The following is a 3,899-nucleotide window of genomic DNA, read 5'->3' as shown; positions in this document are numbered from 1 at the left end:
AGCTGGACGTGCAGCGTTATGTCATGCGTTACAACAACCGTCGCCCCCACAGCTACAACGGCTACCGTTCGCCTGTAGCTGCGGAGCGAGCGGCTGCTTGAAAACCTAAACGGGTGTCCAGAATTACTTGACCAGTTCAAGCTCGCTCCCACAGATGGGGTGTCCAATCAGCAAAACTGTCGGCGGCTGAACTGGCCTCTTCCCGGCTAAAGCCGGTCCCACTAACAGCAGCACGCGCATTTAGTGGGACCGGCTTCAGCCGGGAAGCTTTAGATGTGCTTTTGATCTTCCTACGCAAAAAGCCCAGACACCACAAATCGCGACTTGGGTGCAGGCTGAACGCAGGTCTCTCGCAGTGGGCCGAGCCGCATGGATGCGGCGAGAGCGCCGTCAGGGCATGGATGCCCGTTCGGCGCGGGCCCACGGAGCGAGACCGGAGTGAAGGAACCCGACGAAGTCGGGCCCAACCAGGAGCACAAGCCCTTGGTTACTTGGGGCTTTACCAAGTAACTCGCCGAAGGCGAAACAGTCTGCCCCCAGGCAGACGCTGTTGATCTTGACCTTGATCTTGATCTTGATCTTGATCCTGATCTTGGCGTAATCAGCCACGCCGCAGATGTACCTGCCTTGATACATTCAAGACAATCCACCGACATCTACCCCCCTCACCCTTCCGCCCCGCTCGCCAGCGAAGTAGCATGGCAGCGTCGATCCCTACCCGCAGCCCATTCGGCAGCATCACACGGCGGCAGCAACATGCAGACCACACCCGACAGCACCTCCGCCACCGCGCCGACCGAAGAGCGCCGCTGGAACACCCGCGCCTTGATCGTCGATGACGACATCCCCATCCGCGAACTGCTCTGCGACTACCTCGCCCGCTTCAACATCCACAGCACCGGCGTCACCGACGGCAACGCCATGCGCCTGGCGCTGGCCGAAGACACCTACGACGTCGTCGTCCTCGACCTCATGCTCCCCGGCGAAGACGGACTGTCCCTCTGTCGCTGGCTGCGCAGCACCTCCGACATCCCCATTCTCATGCTCACCGCCCGCTGCGAACCCACCGACCGTATCATCGGTCTGGAGCTCGGCGCCGACGACTACATGGCCAAACCCTTCGAACCGCGCGAGCTGGTGGCACGGATTCAGACCATCCTGCGCCGCGTGCGCGATGACCGTGCCGAGGAACGCACCACCCTGCGCTTCGACAACTGGCGTCTGAACAGCGTTTTGCGCCAACTCACCGCGCCGGACGGGCTGGTCGTGCCGCTGTCCAACGCCGAATTCCGCCTGCTGCGGGTGTTCCTCGAACGGCCGCGCCGCGTGCTCAACCGTGAACAGCTGCTCGACGCTGCCCGCGGACGCTCCATTGAAGCATTTGATCGCAGCATCGACCTGCTCGTTTCACGCCTTCGGCAGAAGCTGGGCGATGACCCGAAATCACCGCAACTGATCAAAACCGTGCGCGGCGAAGGCTACATGTTCGACGCCCGGGAGATTGGTTGATCCGCTCGGCCGACACCCTGTTTGCCCGGCTGTTTGGCGGGGCGTTGCTGGCGATTGTCCTCGCGCACCTGCTGGCGTTCGTCTGGTTTCACTATTACGGGCCACGCATGCCGCCCCCGCCCGGTTGTGATCGGCCGATGGCAAGCCAGACGCAGGCCCCACCGCCCGACCGCGACGCGGCCACCCGCGACGACGCCGAGCGCTCCTCTGGACCGCCGTGTCGCCCGCCGATGCTGGGGATTCCGCTGGTGCCCTTGCTGTTCCAACTGATGAGTCTGGTGCTCGCCGCATGGTTCGGTGCCAAGGCGCTAAGCCGGCCGATCCGCCGTTTGAGCGAAGCGGCCGAGCGCCTCAGCGAAAACCTCGACAGCCCGCCGCTCGCCGCCAATGGTCCGCGCGAGGCACGCCAGGCCGCGCAGGCTTTCAACCTGATGCAGGAGCGCATTCGCGAGCAAGTGCGACAGCGCGGGCGCATACTCGCCGCCGTGTCCCATGACCTGCGCACCCCCCTCGCCCGCCTCAAACTGCGGGTCGAGCAGATCGAGGAGCCGCGCCTGCATGCGCAGATGAGCCAGGATTTGAACGACATGATTGGCATGCTCGACGCGACCCTGACGTACCTCAACGAACAGCGCACCAGCGAAGTGCTGCAGTATTTCGATGTGCAGGCGCTGATCGAATCCCTCGCCGAAAACGCGCAGGACAACGGCGATGACATTCACGCGAGCGGAACCTGCCAGCCGCTGCGGGCCCAGCCCATGGCCCTGCGCTCGTGCCTGAACAACCTCATCGACAACGCGCTGCGTTATGCCGGGCATGCGCGTGTGGAAATCGAAGACACCAATGATCGCCTGCGGGTCCGTGTTGTCGATCATGGCCCCGGCATTGCCGAAGAACTGCGCGAAGTGGTGTTCGAACCCTTCTATCGCGTCGAGAGCTCGCGCAACCGCAACTCGGGTGGCGTCGGCATCGGCATGACCATCGCCCGAGAAGCGGCGCGCCGGATGGGCGGCGACCTGCGCCTCGAACAAACCCCCTGCGGCGGGCTGACTGCGGTGCTGGATCTGCCGCGATTCTGACGTGACCCACCCGCGTAAGCGGCCCGGTACACAACCAACATACCCACGACACGCCTCGCCTTGACGCTGCATAAGCCGGAGCACCGCCCCGGCGTTATCCATCTGATGGGGAGTCAGTCCGATGATCACAGGCGTCAGCGGCAGCAGCAGTTATTCCGGTTACACCGGTACCAGCACGAGCAGCACCACCAGCACGACCAGCAGCAAGAAGTTCGCCGACGAATTATTGAAGAAGCTCGACGCCAATGGCGACGGGAGTGTCGACAAGGACGAGTTGAGCTCGGCCCTGTCGTCGGACACCAAGGACGGCATCACCGTCAGCTTAAGCAAGGCGTTTGGCGATCTCGACAGCAATGACGACGACAGCCTGGACGCCGATGAGTTGGCCGCAATGACACCACCGCCGCCACCGCCGATGCAGATGGACGCCGGTTCCTCTGCCGACGAGGCGCAAAGCTTGCTCAGTGCACTGGACAGCGACGGCGACGGGACGGTGAGCAGCGCGGAACTGACCTCGGCGCTGAGCGGTGCCGGCAGCAGCGCCGACAGCGGCCAGGTGTTCGATGCGCTGGACACCAATAAGGACGGCACCGTCAGCCTCGACGAATTGACGGCCAGCCTGCAGACAAGGCAGCCTTCGCCGCCGCCGGCTCAAGACGCCAGTGACCTGTTCAGCAGCCTGGACAGCGACAGCGATGGCAGTATCACCGCTGCTGAGCTGACCAGCGCACTCCAGGGCACAACCGAATCCGCCAGCGCCTCGTCCTCCAGCAGCCAAACCGCCAACGCGCAAACCACCGTCCAGGCCACTGAAGCCTTGAACCGCATGGTCGCGGCCCTCAGTGACCGCTACAACCTCAACGCCAGCGCCACGTCCGGCAAGTACGTCAGCACGTCGGCCTGACGAAAAAAAGCCGCCGAGCTCAGGCCCGGCGGCGCTATTTGCCGCTCACCATTTACTTGACCGGCTGCCGCGCGCGACTGTCACCGACCCAGTCCAGCAGCAGGCTGTAGGCCACCGCCAGCAACGTCGGGCCGATGAACAGGCCGATGAAGCCGAAGGCCAGCAAACCGCCAAAGACCCCAAGCAAGACGATCACCAGCGGCAGGTTGCCGCCTCGGCTGATCAAGTACGGCTTGAGCACGTTATCGACGCCGCTGACGATAAACGTGCCCCATAGCCCGAGGAAAATTGCCATGCCATAGTCGCCTCTCCAGGCCAGCCACGCCGTGGCCGGTATCCAGATCAGCGGCGGGCCCATGGGCACCAGACTCAGCAGGAAAGTGCCAATGCCCAGCACCAATGCGCCC

At 63.8% G+C, this 3,899-nt stretch carries 5 protein-coding genes; 3 read left to right on the top strand and 2 right to left on the bottom strand.

Annotation, left to right across the window (positions count from 1 at the left end):
* Nucleotides 1–390: 390 nt before the first annotated feature.
* A complete protein-coding gene (locus VF672_RS04730) occupies nt 391–609 on the bottom strand; it encodes a hypothetical protein (RefSeq protein ID WP_331101986.1) in 219 nt (72 codons plus the stop codon).
* Between the two features lie 147 nt (nt 610–756).
* Here VF672_RS04730 and VF672_RS04725 point away from each other — a divergent pair, with 147 nt between their 5' ends.
* The 3 genes from VF672_RS04725 to xopAW all read left to right on the top strand — a co-directional run bounded on the left by VF672_RS04725 (nt 757) and on the right by xopAW (nt 3,492).
* The gene (locus tag VF672_RS04725; RefSeq protein WP_331101984.1) at nt 757–1,509 is read left to right on the top strand and encodes a response regulator transcription factor; all 753 of its coding nucleotides are present in this window, start codon (nt 757–759) and stop codon (nt 1,507–1,509) included.
* Nucleotides 1,506–2,588 carry a HAMP domain-containing sensor histidine kinase gene (locus VF672_RS04720; protein ID WP_331101981.1) on the top strand — a complete coding sequence of 361 codons (1,083 nt, stop codon included), beginning with the start codon at nt 1,506–1,508 and terminating at the stop codon, nt 2,586–2,588. The genes VF672_RS04725 and VF672_RS04720 overlap by 4 nt, the downstream gene beginning before the upstream one ends.
* A 121-nt stretch (nt 2,589–2,709) precedes the next feature.
* Nucleotides 2,710–3,492 (top strand): XopAW family type III secretion system calcium-binding effector, encoded by a 783-nt coding sequence (gene xopAW / locus VF672_RS04715; RefSeq protein WP_331101979.1) that lies wholly within the window; start codon nt 2,710–2,712, stop codon nt 3,490–3,492.
* Nucleotides 3,493–3,544: 52 nt separating this feature from the next.
* On the opposite strand, the gene VF672_RS04710 is transcribed toward xopAW, so the two are convergent.
* Nucleotides 3,545–3,899, bottom strand: a 355-nt coding sequence (locus tag VF672_RS04710; protein ID WP_331101977.1) for an AI-2E family transporter, incomplete at its 5' end; no start/stop codon positions are given.

The organism is Pseudomonas sp., assembly GCF_036387035.1.
Classification (GTDB): Bacteria; Pseudomonadota; Gammaproteobacteria; order Pseudomonadales; family Pseudomonadaceae; genus Aquipseudomonas.
Note: the sequence above shows the minus strand (reverse complement) of the source record. Positions and strands in the feature narration are given on the sequence as shown.